Raw genomic sequence first — 18,257 nt, 5'->3', positions numbered from 1 at the left:
TTCTGGAAGGAGAGGCGTTAACGGAGGAAATCGAGGATCACGACAGCTGTCTGCGCGGGCTGCCCCAGCCAGGGCGCGTGTCCGCCCGGGAGGACTGCCAGCTTCGCCGAGGGGATCAGGTCGGTCACCCCACGGGCCACGGCGACGCCGCCGAGCGGCTCGTCGCGGCCCCAGACGAGAAGCGTGGGCATGGTCAGGCGGCCGAGTTCATCGGGACGTACGCGCGTCCGCCGGCGGAACCCGGACGGCGTCAGCAATGCCAGGGGAGACACGAGTGCGTGTATCTCGTCGCGCGCGGCCGACTCGGCGACGGGGTCTCTGCGCATGGCAACGAGCAGATCGATCAGGTCGGGATGCCGGACCAGCGTCGCGCGTTCCCCCATGACGGCGGCAAACCGGAGCACGGACTCCCGGCCGGGCGGAACGAGACCGGCCGCCAGCCTGCCGAGCCCCGGAGTGGCGAGTACCCGGTGCGGCAGCGGGCACCGCGTCCCCGGAAAGGCGGGCGGCCCGACTAGTACGACCCGGCCGACCCGCTCCGGGTGCGCGAGTGCGTACCAGGTGGCCCACACACCGCCCGCGGAGTGCCCGAGCAGCACGGTCTCTTCGAGGCCGAGGACGTCGAGCAGGCGATCCAGCCACCCGACCGCCGCTGTGCGGAAGTGCCGTCGGGGGTGGTCGATCGGGTCGCTGAGGCCCCGGCCGGGCAGGTCCGGGGCAATCGCGCGGACGCCGTCGAGTTCGGCGAGTAGCGGCAGAAAGAATCCGGCAGCGACCCCGGTGCCGTGGAGCAGGATCATCGGCGGTCCGGCGCCCTTCTCCAGGACGTGCACTCGGGTGGGCAAGTCCGATTCCACCCTGCGGCTGTATCCCGAGCCCTCCGGAAGCACTCGTTCGTACCATGCTCGCAGGCCCGCGTGGCCGTCGTCCGCCGACGTCCCAGCGTCTCGCACAATGCTCTTCGTGAACATGGCCCCAGTTTGTTCGCGACGGCCGAGCGCTCGCATCGGGCGAATTGTGCAGTCCGTCATCCCGCACAGGGGAAATCTGTGTACGACACCGCCGGCGAAGTGCCGGATCGGCGGGACCTGCTTCGCGGGATGCACGAGTTCGTGTCGGGCTGGACGGGGATGACAGCGGACACGACGGAAAGAAGAAGGAAGGCCGGCGATCTCGCAGATCGCCGGCCTTCCTTCGTGCTGTGCGCCATCAGGGACTCGAACCCCGAACCCGCTGATTAAGAGTCAGCTGCTCTGCCAATTGAGCTAATGGCGCTTGGCGGTGCGTCTCCGGGGCGTTGTCCCGGCGACGAAGGAAAGACTACACACCTTCCAGGAGCGCACCAAATCGGCTGGTCATGCCGCATTTCGGTGGAAGCGGGACGTAACGCCGAGGGGGCCGGCGGCGATTGGTATTCGAACGTTATTCGCGTCGTCGACGTCGCGGCGGCTGTGCCTCGAGCGGGGCTGGCATCATCGAACGCACGCGCATCGACGTGCAGTTTTGCGGCCCGGGGGAGGCCCGGAATCGGAGGGTGAGAGTGGTTGGGAACAGTGCGGCGCCGCGCCGCCGGCGGAATCGGCATGCCGTCGCGGCGGTGCTCGGGGCGGTGTTGGTCGGCGTCATGACCTTCGTCACGGCCTGCTCCGGCGCGTCCGGCGCCGGCGGGGCCGAGGAGGTGCCGATCGATTCGAATCCCCTCGCCGCGCTCATCAAGCCCACGGTCTCGGCGAGCGTGGTCGACGGGGGAGTCGGCTTCTCGCCCATCGAGCCGGTGACCGTCTCGGTGGTCAACGGCAAGCTCGAGTCCGTCACGCTGCTCAACCCGGACGGGGAACCCGTAGCCGGGGCACTCGGTCCGGACGGAGCCACGTGGGCCAACACCGAGCCGCTCGGCTACAGCCGGCAGTACCGGCTCGAGGCCGTCGCGTACGGGCTCGGTGGAGCGACGACGACCGTCGTCTCGTTCACCACCAGCGCCCCGGGAAATCTCACCCAGCCGTACGTGATGCCGGGTGAGGGCGCGGTCGTCGGCATCGGCCAGCCCGTCGCGATCCAGTTCGACGAGAACATCCCCGATCGTCTCGCTGCCGAGCAGGCCATCACCGTCGTCACCGAGCCGCCGGTCGACGGCGCGTTCTACTGGCTGAGCAACCGTGAGGTGCGGTGGCGGCCCGAGAACTACTGGGCGCCGGGCACGAGGGTGACGGTGGACGTGAAGGTCTACGGTCGCGATCTGGGCGACGGTCTGTTCGGCCAGTCGGACGTGCACTCGAGCTTCACGATCGGCGATGCGGTGGTCATCACCGCCGACGACAACACCAAGCAGGTCACCGTCAACCGCAACGGGGTCGACGTGATGACGATGCCCACGTCCATGGGCAAGGACGGCACGCCCACCCCCAACGGCGTGTACACGATCGGCGACCGGTTCGAGCATCTGGTGATGGACTCGTCGACCTACGGCGTCGCCGTCGACTCCGCGGAGGGGTACCGGACCCCGGTGGACTGGGCGACGCGGATGTCCTACAGCGGGATCTTCTTCCATTCGGCGCCGTGGTCCCTCGGCGACCAGGGCGTGCGCAACGTCAGCCACGGCTGCCTCAACCTGAGCCCGGCCAACGCCAAGTGGATCTTCGACAACACCAAGCGCGGTGACATCGTCGTCGTGCAGAACACCGTCGGCGGCATCCTCTCGGGCACCGAGGGACTCGGGGACTGGAACATTCCGTGGTCGACGTGGAAGGCCGGAAACGCGCGCGCCTGATCCGGCGCCCCGGCGTGAGGCAGGCCGGGTCCGCCTCCTGCGGTAGCGGTTGGCACGAGACCCCCGGGATCGACGATCCCGGGGGTCTTCCCGTGTCGGGTGCCGACCGCCGGGCAGCCCGACCGTGGAGGGTCGACATGCGGTCCTGCGCGGCGGAGAATCAGGGAGAAGGCATGCCTACCTGTGACGTCGACCGACCGTGGACCACCGAGCGTGGCCCGGCGGACAGGTCCGAGTCGAGGAGGATTCATGTCTGCGACGACAGATCCCACGTTCTACCGCAGCCCGAGTGACGCCGTGGCAGCCGCGCCCGAGCGGCTTGCCTATGTGGCTGCCTTCGATCCGGCCGGCCGGGCGAAGGACGCGATCGCAGTGGTCGATTGCGAGCCGGGTTCGCCGACATACGGTGGTGTGATCGGCTGGACCGAGCTGCCGACGGCGGGCAACGAGTTGCACCACTTCGGATGGAACGCCTGCTCGAGCGCGCTGTGTCACGAGGGGCACGGTCACGAGGGGCACGGTCACGAGGGGCACGGTCACGAGGGGCACGGCGATCACCACGGCCAGCCGCTCGAGCGGCGGTACCTGGTGGTGCCGGGCATCCGCTCGTCGAGAACGTACATCCTCGACACCAAACCCGATGCGCGGCACCCGGTGGTGACACGCACGATCGAGGCCGCCGAGCTCGCCACGAAGGCGGGATACTCGCGGCCGCACACGGTGCATTGTGGACCGGGTGGCATCTTCATGTCCGCCCTGGGAGGCGCCGACGGCGCCGAGGGTCCGGGTGGTGTCGCGCTGCTCGACCACGACACGTTCGACGTCATCGGAGCCTGGGAGGCCGAGCACGGCGAGCAGTCCCTGGCGTACGACGTGTGGTGGCACCTGAAGCACGACACGGTGATCACCTCCGAGTGGGCCACGCCGTCGATGATCGAGAACGGACTGAACGCCGAGGACCTCCTCGGCCGCAGGTTCGGACACCATCTGAATTTCTGGAGCATGTCCGAGCGCAAGCCGACGCAGCGCATCGATCTCGGCGACGAGCATCAGATGGTTCTCGAACTCCGTCCGGCGCACAATCCTTCCGCGGCGTTCGGGTTCGTGGGCGTCGTCATCAGCGTGGAGGATCTGTCGGCGTCGGTGTGGATGTGGCACAAGAGCGACGACCGGTGGGCGGTGGAGAAGGTGATCACCATTCCGGCGGAGCCGGCCGACCCCGACGATCTGCCGCCGGCGCTGAAACCCTTCGGCGCGGTACCGCCGCTCGTCTCCGACATCGACCTGTCGGTCGACGACCGTTGGCTGTACGTCTCGTGCTGGGGCACCGGAGAACTCAAGCAGTACGACGTCGGCGACCCGTTCCACCCGCGGGAGACGGCATCGGTGCGCCTCGGTGGGATCGTGGGCCGCGCGCCGCATTCGGCGGTTCCGGACCTCCCGATCGCGGGAGGCCCGCAGATGGTGGAGATCAGTCGCGACGGGCGTCGGGTCTACGCCACCAACTCGCTCTATGCGGCCTGGGACGAGGTCTTCTACCCGGACGGTGTGGGGGCGTGGATGGCGAAGTTCGACGCCGATGTCTCTGCCGGCGGCCTGGTCGTCGACCGCGGGTTCTTCCCGCACGGCGACGACTTCCGCGGACTTCGAGTGCACCAGACGCGCCTGCAGGGCGGGGATGCGTCCAGCGACTCGTACTGCTTCACCGGGTGAGCGTCGTCGCACGGCGCCTTCCGCCCCACCGTCTGGGCAAACCCGATGGCTGCCCGGACCGTGTTCGGACGGGGGCGCTGGTGCAGAGTTCGATACACGCCGCCGAAAACAGGCGAGTCCCTGACCGGCTTCCGCCGGTCAGGGACTCGCCCTGTGGGGGTGAGTGACGGGACTCGAACCCGCGACAGCCAGGATCACAACCTGGTGCTCTACCAACTGAACTACACTCACCATCGCATTCGCGATCGGCCTGGGCCGGTTGCGCCTGCGGTACAGATACTAGCCTGAGTTTGCCGGAAACGGCGAATCCGCAGGTCAGGCCGGGCCCAACTCCTTCGTGACGGCGGCGATCTCGGCGGACGGGGGGCCCGGAGGCGCGACGAACGCGGTACGCCGGTAATACCGCAACTCGCGAATCGACTCCTTGATGTCGGCGAGCGCCCGGTGCGACAGGCCCTTGGCCGGTTGGCCGAAGTAGATCCGCGGGTACCAGCGGCGGCACAGCTCCTTGACGGAGCTGACGTCCACCATCCGGTAGTGGAGGTAGGCGTCGAGCTCGGGCATGTCGCGAGCGATGAACCCGCGGTCCGTCGCGATCGAGTTGCCCGCCAGGGGCGCGGTGCCGGCCTCCGGGACGTGTGCCCGGATGTAGTCGAGCACCGTCTTCTCCGCCTCGGCGACGCTCACCGTGGACCTGCGCACCTCCTCGGTGAGCCCCGAGCGCTCGTGCATCTCGGTGACGACGTCGGGCATCGCGGCGAGTGCCTCGTCGTCGGCGTGGATGACGATGTCCACCCCGTCTCCCAGCACGTTGAGATCACTGTCGGTGACGAGGGCGGCGATCTCGATCAGCTGGTCGCTGTCGATCCGCAAGCCGGTCATTTCGCAATCGATCCACACAAGTTTGTCCTGCACGAAACACAGCGTAGTCAGCCCGGTCGTGGCGATACGGTCACGGTGACCATTCCACGGCCGCACGTGGACGAGGAGGACACCGGATGACGGTCGATCCGACGCCGAGTCCGGTGTGCCGTTTGGGCTGCTCCCGCAGCCCAAACGGCACACCGGGCGCTACGCGCCCAGCTTCTTGTAGAAGGCGCCGACGATCGGCGCGACGACACCGCGCGGGGTGTAGTTGCCGGCGACGGACATCGCCTTGCTGATCAGGCCCGGCACGATGCGCATCTTGTTCTCCGCGAGCGCGTCGAGCGACACCTTCGCGGTGTGCTCGCTCGAGATCCACAGGAAATCCGGCACGAGCCTGTCGACGATCGACGCCTCGGCCGGGTCCGGGGTCTCCGTGCGCACCGGGCCCGGCGCCAGCAGCGTCACGTGCACGCCGCTGTCCTTCAGTTCCCCGCGCAGCGACTCGGAGAAGGTGTTGACGAACGCCTTCGTCGCCGCATAGGTCGCGTTGTTGGGTATCGGCATGTTGCCCGCCGCGGAACCGACCATCAGGATCGCCCCGGATCGGCGCTCGACCATCTGCGGCAGCACCGCGAGGGTCAGATCGTGCACGGCGACGGCGTTCAGTTCGACCTGAGCCCGTTCGTAGGCCGGATCGAGCTGGGCCACCGGGCCGAACGTCGCGATGCCCGCGTTGTTGCACAGGATGCTGATCGGGCGCTTGCCGAGTTCCTCGACGAGCGCGGTTCGTGCGTCGCGGTCGGACAGGTCGCACGCGCGGACCTCGACGGTGACGCCGTGCTTCGCCTGCAGCGTCGCCGCGAGTTCCTCCATCACGTCGCCGCGGCGGGCGACGAGGATCAGCGAGTGCCCGCGCGCGGCGAGTTCGGCGGCGAGGGCCTCGCCGATGCCGGAGGAGGCGCCGGTCACGACGGCTCGGGCGTCGGGGGTGGGAGTCGGCAGAGTCATGGTCGCTCAGCGTAGCGGCGGCCGGTTCAGATGCGATCCGCGAGGCGGGTGCCCTGCTCGATCGCGCGCTTGGCGTCGAGCTCCGCGGCGACGTCGGCCCCGCCGATGACGTGGGTGGTCACGCCCGCGGCGGTGAGCCGATCGACGAGGTCACGGACCGGTTCCTGCCCCGCGCAGATCACCACGTTGTCGACGTCGAGCACCTTCGGGTCACGGCGCTCCGCACCGAAGCTGATGTGCAGGCCGGCGTCGTCGATCCGCTCGTAGTTGACACCGCAGATCTCGTGCACCTTCTTGTGCTTCAGGGACGCCCGGTGCACCCATCCGCTGGTCTTGCCGAGGCCCTTCCCGATCGGGCCGGGCTTGCGCTGCAGCAGGAACACCTCCCGCGGCGACGGCGACGGGCGGGGCGCGGTGAGTGCCCCCGGGGCGGCCTTCGGGTCGGTGACGCCCCACTCGCGCTTCCATTCGGCCAGGTCGAGGGTGGGGGAACGGTCGTGGGTGAGGAACTCGGAGACGTCGACGCCGATCCCGCCCGCCCCGATCACGGCGACACGGGCGCCGACGGGCGCACCGTCCCGGACGACCTGCGGGTAGGACAGCACGCTGGGATGATCGATGCCGGGGATTGCGGGCACGCGGGGGGTGACGCCGGTCGCGACGACCACCTCGTCGTACGCGCCGATCAGGTCGTCGGCGCCCGCGCGGGTACCGAGGCGGACCTGCACCTTCGTCAGCTCCAGCTGGCGGCGGAAGTACCGCACGGTCTCGGCGAACTCCTCCTTGCCGGGGATGCGGCGGGCGATGCCGAACTGGCCGCCGATCTCGTCGTCGGCTTCGAACAGGGTGACGGAGTGGCCGCGACGGGCCAGGTTCACGGCCGCCGCGAGTCCGGCAGGTCCGGCGCCGACGACCGCGACGGTCTTGCGGCGGCGGGTGGGGGCGAGCAGCAGTTCGGTCTCCCGGCCGGCGCGGGGGTTGAGCAGGCACGAGACGTGCTTGTTGACGAAGGCGTGGTCGAGGCAGGCCTGATTGCAGGCGATGCAGGTGTTGATCTCGTCGGGTACGCCGGCGGCGGCCTTGCGGACCCATTCCGGGTCGGCCAGCATCGGCCGCGCCATCGAGATCAGCTGTGCGTCGCCGCGAGCGAGGATCTCCTCGGCCGTCTCGGGCATGTTGATCCGGTTGGAGGCTGCGACCGGGATCCCGACGTGCTTCGCCAGCTCGGCGGTGACGTCCGCGAACGCGGCGCGCGGGACGGAGGTGACGATGGTGGGCACCCGCGACTCGTGCCAGCCGATGTCGGTGTTGATCAGCGTGGCGCCCGCGCGTTCGATCTCCTGGGCGAGGGCGACGATCTCGTCCCAGCGCTGGCCGCCGTCGACGAGGTCGGCCATGGACAGCCGGAAGCAGATCGCGAAGTTCGGCCCGACGGCCTCGCGGGTGCGGCGGACGATCTCGACGGGCAGCCGGCGACGGTTCTCGGCGCTGCCGCCCCACGCGTCGGTCCGGCGGTTGGTGCGCTCGGCGAGGAACTGGTTGATGAAGTACCCTTCGCCGCCCATGATCTCGACGCCGTCGTAGCCGGCCTGCTGGGCGAGGCGGGCGCAGCGGACGTAGGCGCGGATCTGCCACCGCACCCCCCACGAGGTGAGCCTGCGCGGGCGGAACGGGTTGATCGGTGCCTTGATCGACGACGCGGACACACTCAGCGGCCAGTAGCTGTAGCGCCCGGCGTGCAGGATCTGCAGCAGGATGCGGCCGCCTTCCGCGTGGACCGCATCGGTGATCGTCCGGTGCCGGCGGGCCTCGAGCCGGTTGGTGAGTTTGGCGCCGAACGGCAGCAGCCAGCCGGTCCGGTTGGGGGCGTAGCCGCCGGTGACGATGAGGCCGACGCCGCCGCGGGCGCGCTCGGCGAAATACGCGGCGAGGCGACCGGTGTTCCTGGCCCGGTCCTCGAGACCGGTGTGCATCGAGCCCATCACGACCCGGTTGGGCACGGTGAACGGCCCGAGATCGAGGGGGGAGAGCAGGTGGGGATACGGATTCGTCACGTGTTGTCCTCGATGGTGAGGGCGTCGAGCACTTCCTGGCACCAGTCCGCGAAACCCTGCTCGACGCGGATGCCGCCGCGCAGGACCAAGTACTGGTGGAGTGAGAGCCCGGTGAGCCGGTGAGGTGCGGGGAAGTCGCGTTTCTCGATGGTGCGGTACACCTCGAGGCGTGCGGCGTGGGCGTCGCGGTGGCGGGTGAGCTCCGCGAGGAGGGCGGGGAGGGTGTCGGGCCCGGCGGCGCGGATCTTCACGGCCAGGTCGCTGCGTAGTTGCTCGGGGTCGGAGGGCTGGGAGATCCAGCGGTCCAGTTCGGTGCGTCCAGCGGCGCTGACGCGGTAGACCTTCTTGTCGGGTCGCCCGTCCTGGGGCACGGTGCGGCCGGTGATCCAGCCGCTCTCCTCCATCCGCCGCAGCACGCGGTAGATCTGCTGGTGGGTTGCGCTGTGGAAGAAGCCGATCGACTTGTCGAACCGGCGGGCGAGCTCGTAGCCGGAGCCGGACCGCTCGACGAGTGCGGCGAGCAGCGCGTGTTCCAGTGCCATGCCGCGAGTATGCACCGAGGTGCATATGCAATCAAGTGCACATTGGAGAGGACGTCCGCGAACCACCCGGTCAGTCGCGAACGCGATTGTGTTCGCGGCTGACGGGGGATCGCGCGGATCGTCAGAGGCCGGTTCTCGGCGCGACGATCTCCTAGGCTGCGGGCATGAGTGCGCACACGGACGCCGTCGCCGGGATCGGGGAGGCCACCTCGCGGCGCCAGGTCTTCGCCTGGGGCATGTGGGACTTCGGGTCGTCGGCCTACCACGCGGTGGTGCTGACCTTCGTCTTCTCCGTGTATCTCACCGACGCCGTGGGCGACGACCTGCCGGGGTCGATGTCGGCGAGCACGTGGCTCGGGTGGGCGCTGGGCATCTCGGGGTTCGTCATCGCGATCACCGCCCCCGTCTCGGGGCAGCGCTACGACGCGGCCGGCCGGCGCAAGCGGTCCCTCGCGGTGCTGTCCTACACCGGCGTCGCGCTCATGGCGGCGATGGTGTTCGTGCGCGACGACCACCGTTACCTGTGGCTCGGCCTCGTGCTGCTGGGGGTGTCGTCGGTCGTCGTCGAACTCGCGCAGGTGCCCTACAACGCCATGCTCCGGCAGGTCTCCACCGAGGAGAACATGGGCCGGGTCTCCGGTCTGGGCTGGGCCATGGGCTACGTCGGCGGGCTGCTGCTGTTGCTGCTCGGGTACTTCGGTTTCATCGCCGGCGACGGCGACACCCGCGGCTTCCTCGGGGTGAGCACCGAGGCCGGTCTCAACATCCGCCTGGTGGTGCTGGCCGCGGCGGTGTGGTTCGCGATCTTCGCCGTCCCGGTGCTGCTCGCGGTGCCCGAGGTTCGGCCCACCGGCGCCGATCCCGGCGCGGAACGGACCGGGATCGTGCACTCCTACCGGGTGCTGCTGCGCGACCTCCGCGAGCTGTGGGCGATGGACCGGCGCACCGTCGGCTATCTCGGCGCGTCGGCACTGTTCCGCGACGGTCTGGCCGGGGTGTTCACGTTCGGCGCGGTGCTCGCGGTGAACGTGTACGGCATCGACGCCGCCGACGTACTGCTGTTCGGTGTGGCCGCGAACGTGGTGTCGGCGCTCGGTGCCCTCGCGGCGGGGCGCTTCGACGACCGGGTCGGCCCCAAGGCGGTGATCGTCGCCTCACTCACCGCCATGATGGCCGTCGGCATCGTGCTGCTCGTGGTGTCGGGGCCGGTGATGTTCTGGATTTTCGGTCTGCTGCTGTGCCTGTTCGTCGGGCCCGCGCAGTCGTCGGCCCGCACCTTCCTCGCACGCATCACCCCCGCCGGACGGGAGGGCCAGATGTTCGGGCTCTACGCGACGACCGGCCGCGCCGTGTCGTTCCTGGCCCCGACCCTGTTCGGGCTCTTCGCCTGGACCTTCGGCGCGGACCGGGCCGGCATCGCCGGTCTGCTCGTCGTGCTCGGCGCCGGGCTGGTGGCGCTGCTCGCGGTGCGGGCCCCGGAGGGTCAGTCCTTGAAGTAGACGAGCTGGTGGCTCGTGGCGAGCAGCGTGCCGTCGCGGCCCCACAGCTGGGCGGCCTGGTCGAAGTAGCCCTGCGAGAAGCGGTGCGTGCGCGCGGTGCCCAGCACGAAGTCGTCGCTCTGGGCGTCGAGCTGTGCGGCGTCGGCGTGGAAGTACACGGTCAGGGACACGGTCCCGGCCGGCATGTACCGGCCGCGCCGCAGGAACACCCTCGGGTAGAAGACGTCGCACAGCGCCGTCAGCGCCGGGAAGTCGAGTGGGCGGACCGGTGCGTCGCGCACCCACAGTGTCGTGGTGGAGTCGGGGTGCTCGCCGGCGTCCTGCTCGGGCACCGCGCCCTCGACGAACCGCATCTCGTAGTTGCGGGCCCAGGCGATGAAGTCCGGAAAGGTCCGGGCGGGAACCGTCTCCGCGGGCGGCACCTCCGGAACGTCGAGTTCGGTGTCCGACCAGGTGTCGCGGCGGGTGCCGAACACCGCGGTGGCGGTGGTGGTGACCATGCCGTCCTGCGTCAGCTCGAGCAGCCAGTGCTGGTTGGTGCGGTTGGTGCGGACCGCCCGCACGGTGATGTCGAACTCGCCGTCGGCGACCGGGCCGGCGTAGTTGACGGTCAGGGAGATGGGATCGCCGAGCCGGTCCGGGTGCTGCTGGACGGCCCGCAGCAGGGCGGCGGCGGTGACGCCGCCGAACGGGCCGACCATGTTCGTGTACTCGGGGCTGGTCCGCCCCCGCGTGTGACCGTCCTCCGTGGGCTCGAGCGCCACGGCGGCGTCGAAGGGGTGGGGCGGGGCGGCGATCTCGGTCACGACGACTCCTCGGGAAGAACGGGTCCGTTCCGGCGCGAACCGGACTTAAGTATGACAACATACATAGAAATCGGCGGCAAGAGCGGAGCAGGAACATGGCGAGGCGCAGCGACCCGACCACCGGCCCCCGTGCCGCGATGATCCGCAGCGCGATCCGGCTCATCCGGGAGCGGGGCGTCGCCGCGACCTCGTTCGCCGACGTGCTCGCCCACAGCGGAGCGCCCCGCGGGTCGGTGTACCACCATTTCCCGGGCGGAAAGGCGCAGCTCGTCGAGGAGGCCACGCGCAGCGCCGCCGATCACCTGGGCGACGGCGTGACGCGGGTGCTGGAAGCCTCGGACACCCCCGGTGCGCTGCGGGCGCTCGCCGACCTGTGGCGCCGCGGGCTCGAGGACGGTGACTACGCGGTCGGCTGCCCGATCGTCGCGGCCGCCCTCGGCACCGAACGCGGCGCCCGCGACGTCGCAGGCGTCGCGTTCGAGACCTGGTGCGACCTGCTCGCCGACGCTCTCGTCGCGGACGGGGTCGGTCCGGAACGCGCACGGTCGCTGGCGGTGCTCGTCGTCGGCGCGCTCGAGGGCGCGCTGGTGCTCGCCCAGGCACAACGCAGCTCGGCGCCGCTCGACGCGGTGGTCGACGAGCTCACGGTCCTGTGCCGATCGGCGATCGACCCTGCTGTCGGGCCGTGTTTCGGAAGTGTGGAATCACCAGGCCGTTCGGGCGGTGAGGCGTGTCGCGAGCGCTGAATGAGCGGAGATTCCGGAGAGGGTTCATCGAGGGAGGGCCCGGCACCGCTGCGACGGGGATCGAATGCCTTCTGTTGCAGCACATCGGCTGAGTGCTTCGAGTGTCAGCACCGTCGACTATTCGGTGGACTTGGGGTGCGCAGTGCCGGCGGCCTTGATCCACAGGGTGCGGCGAGCGGTGTCGACGAGATACCACAGCCGTCCGCCGGCGGTGACCTCGTACTGCCACTGCTCCGTCACCGTCCCGCCGTGCGCGGCGGTGGCCAGAGAGCCTTTGAGTTGATGGTGTCGCGAGGTCGGTGCCGGTGTCTCGGGGCGGGCGCGCAGCTCGTTCCACGCGGTGAGGGTGTTCGACGGCGCCTGCTGACACAGCGCTTCCCACCCTTGACGGCGTCGGTGGTGGCGAACCGTAACTCCCACCCGCCGGTGGGGTCGGCGGGCGGGGCGACCCGGTCACCGCGTTCGGGGCTCACGCAGCGCCCGGCGGGGAAACCACACCGTGGTCTTCGTCGGTGTCGGCGGCGAGCAGGGCCGCAAGGTCCGGATCGGCCAGCGCTTCGGCGGTGTGCCGCCAGGCATCGATCACCTGTACCGCCGGGGCCGGGTTGTCGAGCGATTCTGCAGCGCGCAGCGTCGAGACCAGCTCGAGCACCAACTCCTGGACCTCCTCGCGGGAGAGGAACGTCACCCACGGGAACACCTCGGGCAGCACCTCGGTCACCAGCTCCCGCGCGCGGGTGTCACGTCGCATCACCGCCACGAACATCCGCGTCGTCACCGACGCCGCCGCGTGCTCGAGCTCCGCCCGCGCCGCGGTGGTGAGCACCAGGTCCTCCGCGTCGCGCCGGCGCACCCGCAGCGACCGCGCCGGTGAGCGCCGGAGCCGCTCGACCGTGGCCTTGCCCCGCAACTGCAGGTCCGAGAACGACACCTCATCCATGCGCATACTTTAAAATTGCTTCTAAAGTCATGGTCTGTCGAGGCCCGCCACTCCTCGGATGGACCGAAGCGACGATCGCGATCCGGTCCGATCTAGTCCGCGATGGTGACCAGCACCTGTTCCGCGGCGTTGCGATGGCCGTCCGCGTTGGGGTGCAGCGGGGCCGCCGGCTGGGACGGGAACAGGCCCTCGGTCCAGCGTTGCGCGGCCGGCTGGCACGCATCGTGCCCCACTGTGGACTCGCGCAGGTCGACGTAGTCGACACCCGCCGCGTCGGCCTGCTGCCGCATCGCGGCGTTGAGTCGGTCGATCTTGGCCTGCAGGTACGTCGCGTCGTCCGGCAGGATCGGCTGATCGGGATAGCAGCCGCCGTCCCGGATCCCGGTCGGGTAGCCGACCAGCAGGATGCGCGCCTGCGGGGCGCGGTCGCGGATCTCCTGCACAATCGCGCCGTAGGTCGGCGCGAAGTCGTCGATCGCGCGATCCACGAGATCGACGCCGTCGCGGACGTTCGCGGTCGCGCACAGGGGTCCGGCCGGTGCCGAGGCCCTTCCGGACGAGCGATCGAGCGCGAGACACGACCCGGCCAGGGCGACCAGGCCGATGTCGTTGCCACCGATCCCGACGGTGACCAGCTCGGTGTCGGGGGTGAGCGCCTCGTACTGGGCGGCCACAGTGGAGCCCGACGAGACTACTTGGGGCCCTGACAGGTTCGCTGTCGTCGCGGAACTGCACGACACGTCGCGGAAGTCCTCGATGCCGAGTGTCCGGGCCACGGCATGGGGATAGTTGCTGCCCGAGCGGGCGCATGCCGGGTCGACCCGGGGCGGGATCATCGGGCCTGCCGTGAACGAGTCCCCCAGGGCCACATAGGAACTGTAGGCCGGACCCGGATCGGACCCGGTCGACGCCCCGGACCCGGTCGACGGCCCGGGATCGGTGCAGGCCGCGGCGGCCAGCACGGAGAAGGCGGCGGCCGCGACCGCGCCGAGCCGGCGGTGCCGTGCCGTGGTCACGGCGTCTCGTGCGGACATCCGCTCACGGCCGGTCGTCGATCCGGGCGAGGATCGCCTTCGCCAGCGCGTCCGGCGCCTCCTCGGGAACCCAGTGGCTGACGTCGTCGAGGACGACGAATTCGTATGGCGCGTCGACGAACTCGCCGCAGCGCTCGGCGCCCGCCCGGCCGAGGGCCGAATCCGCTGTGCTCCACACGTAGGTGGTGGGCACCCGCACCGGCGCGAGTTCGGCGAACTCGCGTGTCATGGCGCGGTACCAGTTGAGCGTGGCGGTCAGGGCGCCGGGCTCGGACAGCACGCGCACGTACTCGTCGATCGACTCGGAGCTCACCCGGTCGCCGTACATCGCGCGCAGCCGACGAGCATCGTCCTCGAGCAGGACGTGCTCGGCCTTTCCCTCCTGCCGGAGCAGCTTGATGTAGGCCGCGCGGGCCTGCTGATCGGCGTCCTCGCGCAAGGCCCAACCGTAGGCCGCGGGGTGCGGCACCGACACCGCGGTCAGGGTCGTGATGCGGTCGGGGTGGTGTGCCGCGACCTGCCAGGCCACGGCCGCCCCCCAGTCGTGCCCCACCAGGTGGGCCCGGTCGAGCCCGGTCGCGTCGAGCAGCCCGACGACGTCGCCGACGAGCAGGTCGACGGTGTAGGCCGCCACTACGTCCGGGCGGGCACCGGGGGAGTAGCCCCGCTGGTCGGGCGCGAGTACCCGGAGTCCCGCCTCCGCGAGCTGCGGGGCGACGGACTCCCAGCTGCGGGCGGTCTCCGGGAAGCCGTGCAGCAGCACGACCGGCGTGCCGTCGACGGGCCCGGCGGTGTGGACGTCGAAGGTGAGGTCTCCGAGGGTGACGCGCGTGGTCTCGAACATGGCGCCCACCGTACGGGTTGCCGTCAGCGGTGGGTAGGTCTCCAGGCCCCCATGCCGAGAACGATGAGACGCATCTGTTTCTCGGCGCGCGCCAGGACCTCGGCTTCCGCCGGTCCGCCGGGCCGGTCCACGTCGAGCAGTTCGAGCACCACCTCGAGCATGGCGGTCACCAGCAGGTCGGCCGCCATCTCCAGGTCGTCGACCTCCCAGTCCGCCATGCCGGGCATGCGGGAGAGGTCGACGGAGAGTTCGCTGGTGATCAGCCGCAATTCGACGGTGACGGTGCGCGCGACGGCCGGTTGCCCGCCGTGGCGCTCGCGGGCGAGGAACCGGAACGCCTGTTCGTGGGCGCGGACCTGCCGCACCAGGGTCTCGAGCGATGCTCGCGCCGAGGACGGGCCGCGCGCACGCCGGGCCTCGCGCAGCAGCCGGCGGAGCATGCGCATGGTGTCGGCGGCGAGCGCGACGCCGAGTTCTTCCATCGAGTCGAAGTGGCGGTAGAACGCCGTGGGCACGATTCCGGCCCGACGGGCCACCTCGCGCAGGCTCACCGTGGCGAAGCTGCGATCGGCCGAGAGCTCGAGCGCGGCGTCGAGCAGGGCCTGGCGGGTGCGCTCCTTGCGCGCAGCCCGCGTCGCGGGTTCGGGAACGGGGGCTGCGGACACGGGTTCGAGTCTAGGCAGTGCGGTGAACCGGTGGCCGGGGACGGGGGTGACGGCGGCCACATCGACGTTGACAGCGGGCCGGGCGGGCCTGGCACACTGAGTTCAGTGCACGTTTGTACACTGAAATTGGAGACTCGCTCGAGAGGAGCGACGCCATGACACTGCTTCATCGCGCCCGACGCGCCGCGGGGCCGGATATCGGACGAAAAGCCCTGATCAAGGCGCTGAACGTGCTCTCCGCCCCGCATCACCCGGACCGGTACCTCGAACTGGCCGATCCTCTCCTGGCCCTGCAGCGCACCCGGGCCCGAATCACGCATGTTGACCGAACCGTCCCCGGGTCGGTGACGCTCGAGCTGCATCCGGCCCGGCCCCTCGGGTTCCGGGCCGGCCAGCACGTGCAACTCGGCGTGGTGGTGGACGGCGTGCGGCACAGCCGCACCTACTCGCCGGTCGGTTCCCAGCATCGCCCCGACGGACGCATTCAGCTCACCGTCGGGGTGCGGCCGGACGGTGTCGTCTCACGGCACTTGCACGAGCACGCCGCCGCGGGCGACGTCGTCGACCTCGCGGCCGCCGCCGGCGAGTTCTGCCTGCCCGCGCAGCGGCCGGACCGGCTCGTGCTCGTCAGCGGCGGCAGCGGCATCACTCCGGTGCTGTCGATGCTGCGCACCCTCGCCGACGAGGGCCATTCCGGGACCGTCGCCTTCCTGCACTACGCGCCGACCGCCGCGCACGTGCCGCACCGGGAGGCCATCGAATCCCTGGCCGACGCCCACCCCGGTATCGACGTGACCTTCGGCTACACCCGGGCGGCGGACGGTGCAGTGCGAGGCCACTTCGAGCGGGACCATCTCGAGCAGGTCGCACCCTGGTTCGCCGGCGCGCCCGCCTACGTCTGCGGCCCGGCAGCCCTCGTCGACGGCGTGCGGGCGGTCTACGGTGACGCCGACGCCACGCATCTGCTGCACACCGAGCAGTTCACGCCGCCCGCGGTGGTCCGCGACGACGACGCGAGCGGCACCGTGACCTTCGCCGCCTCCGGGATCCGCGCCGACAACAGCGGCGTCACCGCCCTCGAGCAGGCCGAGGCGGCCGGACTCACCCCGGAGCACGGCTGCCGCATGGGAATCTGCCACTCCTGCACGGTGACCCGGCTGTCCGGCTGCACCCGCGACGTGCGCACCGGCGAGACGGACGACGAGCCCGGCGCCGAGGTGCAGATCTGCGTCAACGTCCCCCTCGGCGACGCGGCCTTCGACCTCTGACCCCATCGAAACACCTGGAGGACAGCATGTTCGGTTTGTCCCTTCCCCTTCCCGCATTCCTGGCCGGCCGTCGCGAACCCGACCCGGCACCGGTCGTGCTGCGCCGCGAGCAGGTCGAGGAGATCGGCCGCGAACTCGACGCGCTGCGCGAACGCACCGTCGCCTCGCTCGGCGCGGCCGACCGTGAGTACATCTATCGCATCGTCGGGACGCAGCGACGCTTCGAGATCGCCGGTCGCGCACTGTTGTTCGTGGGCTTCCTGCCGCCGGCCTGGGTGGCGGGCGTGGCGGCGCTGAGTGTGTCGAAGATCCTCGACAACATGGAGATCGGCCACAATGTGATGCACGGCCAGTACGACTGGATGCGGGAACCGGAACTGAACTCCCGCAACTTCGAGTGGGACACCGTATGTCCCGCCGACCAGTGGCGGCACTCGCACAACTTCCTGCACCACACCTACACCAACATCCTCGGCATGGACCGCGACGTCGGCTACGGCATCCTGCGGATGGACCCGGCGCAGCGCTGGCACCCGTACTACCTCGGCAATCCCGTCTACGCGACGGCACTGATGCTGTTGTTCGAGTGGGGCGTGATGCTGCACGACGCCGAGGTCGAGAACGTGGTCGCCGGCAAACGGAGCTGGCGCGACGTGATCCCGCTCGCCAGGGGCTGGTGGCGCAAGGCGCGTGGCCAGGTGGTCAAGGACTATGTCGCCTTCCCGCTGCTGTCCGGGCCGATGTTCGTGCCGACGCTGCTCGGCAACGTCGCCGCGAACCTCGTCCGCAACGTGTGGGCCTTCTCCATCATCTTCTGCGGGCACTTCCCGTCGGGGGTGCAGTCCTTCACCGAGGAGGAGACCGCGCACGAGACCCGCGGCGAATGGTATGTGCGCCAGTTGCTCGGCAGCGCGAACATCACCGGCACGCCGTTGTTCCACATCATGTCCGGCAACCTCTCGCACCAGATCGAGCACCACCTGTTCCCGGACCTGCCGGCGCACCGGTACCCGGAGCTGGCACCCCAGGTGCGGGAGCTGTGCGAACGGCACGGCCTGCCCTACAACACCGGCGGACTGCTCGCCCAGGTCGGTTCGGTGTGGCGCAAGATCGTGAAGCTGGCCCTGCCGCCGAGCTGGGTCACGGAGGAGCCCACGACGTCGGTGCTCATCGAGCGCAGCGTGCCGGTCGCGGGTACCCTCGCCCACGACAGCGCCTGAAGGGGGTACCGCCATGGTGGGTAGGTTCGAACGCAACAAGGACACGTTTCAGGAACTGACCGAATCCGCGGCGACGCACGTCGGCAATATCGCCGGCATCATCACCGGCGCGGTCCGGGAGGTCACCCGCGAGATCGGGGACTGGATCAGCGACGGCATCGAGATGCGCGAAGCCGCCCGCAAGGCCGGCGCCGACGACGAGCGCGGAGCGGGTCCGTCGTCCGAGCCTTCCGGCGGGCAGGTGTAGCACACGGACCGATCCGAGAACGCAGAGACGGCGAGGG

At 70.2% G+C, this 18,257-nt stretch carries 18 protein-coding genes and 2 tRNA genes; 7 read left to right on the top strand and 13 right to left on the bottom strand.

The window, feature by feature from the left end; translation table 11 throughout:
• Window positions 1-17: 17 nt before the first annotated feature.
• Together RR3_RS23570 and RR3_RS23565 are read right to left on the bottom strand one after the other, a co-directional pair.
• On the bottom strand, window positions 18-845 hold the full coding sequence (locus tag RR3_RS23570) for an alpha/beta fold hydrolase (RefSeq protein WP_228287165.1): 828 nt from the start codon (window positions 843-845) through the stop codon (window positions 18-20).
• Between the two features lie 357 nt (window positions 846-1,202).
• Window positions 1,203-1,275: transfer RNA gene (locus RR3_RS23565), tRNA-Lys, on the bottom strand.
• Window positions 1,276-1,624: 349 nt separating this feature from the next.
• On the opposite strand from RR3_RS23565, the gene RR3_RS23560 reads away from it, so the two are divergent.
• Window positions 1,625-2,767, top strand: coding sequence for a L,D-transpeptidase (locus RR3_RS23560; RefSeq protein WP_225223300.1), 1,143 nt, complete (start codon window positions 1,625-1,627; stop codon window positions 2,765-2,767).
• Between the two features lie 249 nt (window positions 2,768-3,016).
• A complete protein-coding gene (locus tag RR3_RS23555; protein ID WP_026137845.1) occupies window positions 3,017-4,480 on the top strand; it encodes a selenium-binding protein SBP56-related protein in 1,464 nt (487 codons plus the stop codon).
• 154 nt (window positions 4,481-4,634) lie between these two features.
• Here RR3_RS23555 and RR3_RS23550 read toward each other — a convergent pair.
• From RR3_RS23550 to RR3_RS23530, 5 genes are all read right to left on the bottom strand, one after another.
• Window positions 4,635-4,712, bottom strand: a tRNA-His gene (locus RR3_RS23550).
• An 83-nt stretch (window positions 4,713-4,795) separates the two neighbouring features.
• Window positions 4,796-5,395 (bottom strand): oligoribonuclease, encoded by a 600-nt coding sequence (gene orn, locus RR3_RS23545; protein WP_010596338.1) that lies wholly within the window; start codon window positions 5,393-5,395, stop codon window positions 4,796-4,798.
• A gap of 156 nt (window positions 5,396-5,551) precedes the next feature.
• Complete coding sequence (cmrA, locus tag RR3_RS23540) at window positions 5,552-6,355, bottom strand: mycolate reductase (RefSeq protein ID WP_010596339.1); 804 nt, start codon at window positions 6,353-6,355, stop codon at window positions 5,552-5,554.
• Window positions 6,356-6,381: 26 nt separating this feature from the next.
• On the bottom strand, window positions 6,382-8,409 hold the full coding sequence (locus tag RR3_RS23535; RefSeq protein ID WP_017681076.1) for an FAD-dependent oxidoreductase: 2,028 nt from the start codon (window positions 8,407-8,409) through the stop codon (window positions 6,382-6,384).
• Window positions 8,406-8,951: a PadR family transcriptional regulator gene (locus RR3_RS23530; protein ID WP_064066574.1), complete on the bottom strand. Its 546-nt coding sequence runs from the start codon at window positions 8,949-8,951 to the stop codon at window positions 8,406-8,408. Before RR3_RS23530 ends, RR3_RS23535 begins: the two co-directional genes overlap by 4 nt.
• A 164-nt stretch (window positions 8,952-9,115) precedes the next feature.
• Here RR3_RS23530 and RR3_RS23525 point away from each other — a divergent pair, with 164 nt between their 5' ends.
• Window positions 9,116-10,450 carry an MFS transporter gene (locus RR3_RS23525; RefSeq protein WP_059174801.1) on the top strand — a complete coding sequence of 445 codons (1,335 nt, stop codon included), beginning with the start codon at window positions 9,116-9,118 and terminating at the stop codon, window positions 10,448-10,450.
• On the opposite strand, the gene RR3_RS23520 is transcribed toward RR3_RS23525, so the two are convergent.
• Window positions 10,435-11,256, bottom strand: coding sequence for an acyl-CoA thioesterase (locus tag RR3_RS23520; protein WP_064066575.1), 822 nt, complete (start codon window positions 11,254-11,256; stop codon window positions 10,435-10,437). The genes RR3_RS23525 and RR3_RS23520 overlap by 16 nt on opposite strands.
• A gap of 95 nt (window positions 11,257-11,351) precedes the next feature.
• Here RR3_RS23520 and RR3_RS23515 point away from each other — a divergent pair, with 95 nt between their 5' ends.
• On the top strand, window positions 11,352-12,002 hold the full coding sequence (locus RR3_RS23515) for a TetR/AcrR family transcriptional regulator (protein WP_010596344.1): 651 nt from the start codon (window positions 11,352-11,354) through the stop codon (window positions 12,000-12,002).
• A gap of 117 nt (window positions 12,003-12,119) precedes the next feature.
• Here the strand turns inward: RR3_RS23515 and RR3_RS25245 are convergent, their stop codons facing one another.
• From RR3_RS25245 to RR3_RS23490, 5 genes are all read right to left on the bottom strand, one after another.
• The gene (locus tag RR3_RS25245) at window positions 12,120-12,242 is read right to left on the bottom strand and encodes a hypothetical protein (RefSeq protein ID WP_010596345.1); all 123 of its coding nucleotides are present in this window, start codon (window positions 12,240-12,242) and stop codon (window positions 12,120-12,122) included.
• Between the two features lie 229 nt (window positions 12,243-12,471).
• Entirely contained in the window at window positions 12,472-12,948 is a 477-nt protein-coding gene (locus RR3_RS23505; protein ID WP_064066576.1) for a hypothetical protein, read from the bottom strand.
• 86 nt (window positions 12,949-13,034) lie between these two features.
• Complete coding sequence (locus tag RR3_RS23500; protein ID WP_064066593.1) at window positions 13,035-13,958, bottom strand: SGNH/GDSL hydrolase family protein; 924 nt, start codon at window positions 13,956-13,958, stop codon at window positions 13,035-13,037.
• Window positions 13,959-13,980: 22 nt separating this feature from the next.
• Complete coding sequence (locus RR3_RS23495; protein WP_064066594.1) at window positions 13,981-14,820, bottom strand: alpha/beta fold hydrolase; 840 nt, start codon at window positions 14,818-14,820, stop codon at window positions 13,981-13,983.
• Window positions 14,821-14,843: 23 nt separating this feature from the next.
• Window positions 14,844-15,545, bottom strand: a complete 702-nt coding sequence (locus RR3_RS23490; RefSeq protein WP_010596349.1) for a TetR family transcriptional regulator — start codon at window positions 15,543-15,545, stop codon at window positions 14,844-14,846.
• 95 nt (window positions 15,546-15,640) lie between these two features.
• On the opposite strand from RR3_RS23490, the gene RR3_RS23485 reads away from it, so the two are divergent.
• Genes RR3_RS23485 through RR3_RS23475 form a run of 3 tightly spaced genes read left to right on the top strand, consistent with a single transcriptional unit; the run spans window position 15,641 to window position 18,220 of the window.
• Window positions 15,641-16,753, top strand: coding sequence for a ferredoxin reductase (locus RR3_RS23485; protein WP_048773895.1), 1,113 nt, complete (start codon window positions 15,641-15,643; stop codon window positions 16,751-16,753).
• Between the two features lie 26 nt (window positions 16,754-16,779).
• Window positions 16,780-17,973 (top strand): fatty acid desaturase family protein, encoded by a 1,194-nt coding sequence (locus tag RR3_RS23480; RefSeq protein ID WP_017681083.1) that lies wholly within the window; start codon window positions 16,780-16,782, stop codon window positions 17,971-17,973.
• Between the two features lie 13 nt (window positions 17,974-17,986).
• A complete protein-coding gene (locus RR3_RS23475; protein ID WP_017681084.1) occupies window positions 17,987-18,220 on the top strand; it encodes a hypothetical protein in 234 nt (77 codons plus the stop codon).
• Window positions 18,221-18,257 lie beyond the last annotated feature (37 nt).

The sequence above is a fragment of the Rhodococcus ruber NBRC 15591 genome (assembly GCF_001894945.1).
In the GTDB taxonomy this organism is placed as follows: domain Bacteria; phylum Actinomycetota; class Actinomycetes; order Mycobacteriales; family Mycobacteriaceae; genus Rhodococcus; species Rhodococcus ruber.
This window is presented reverse-complemented; position numbering and strand designations above follow the sequence as displayed.